The organism is Shewanella sp. GXUN23E (genome assembly GCF_050865035.1).
Taxonomy (GTDB): domain Bacteria; phylum Pseudomonadota; class Gammaproteobacteria; order Enterobacterales; family Shewanellaceae; genus Shewanella.
In genome coordinates this window covers 1-532 of record NZ_JBOZWP010000062.1, presented here as the reverse complement: position 1 = coordinate 532, position 532 = coordinate 1, and the positions used below count along the sequence as shown (strand labels likewise).

Annotated in this window: 1 protein-coding gene; it reads right to left on the bottom strand. The window is 59.2% G+C overall.

What is annotated here, in order from left to right; translation table 11 throughout:
- Positions 1–532, bottom strand: a 532-nt coding sequence (locus ACRRUX_RS20615; protein ID WP_432534108.1) for an MtrB/PioB family outer membrane beta-barrel protein, incomplete at both ends; no start/stop codon positions are given.

The window sequence follows — 532 nt, the reverse complement described above, 5'->3', positions numbered from 1 at the left end:
TGTCTCGAAAGTACGGATATCCAGCTCGGCCCACAGGGTGTTGTCACGGGTCTGCTCGCGCTCGCCGTAATGACGTTCCACCTGTTTGAAGTCGTAACCGGCCTGCAGGCGATAGCCCGGCGCCAGACGATAGGCGGTGTTGAGTTTGACGGTCTGACGCTCGCTATCCAGCACAGTGTTTTGCTTAAATGAGTTGCTGATGGCGTCATAACTCAGGCGCGGCTGCATAAACTCATACACGGATGAGTCGTTGTCACGCTTTGAGTAATCGACACTGCCGCCGACACGCAGGCGCGGAGTCAGCATCGAGGTAGCGGCCAGCTTGGCGTCCAGGGTATCGACCTGACCATCCCAGCTTTGCAGCGGATTACCGGCCACCTGGATAAGCGCGTCATCCTGGATCATGCGGCCTGCGACCACCCGGCCATTGAGCACAGTGGCATCCAGACGATACTGACCGGCGATGGCCAGCTGGTGCGCCTGATTGTCCGGCGTCGCGGCATACACGTCATAGGCGTATGGCAGGCTCATG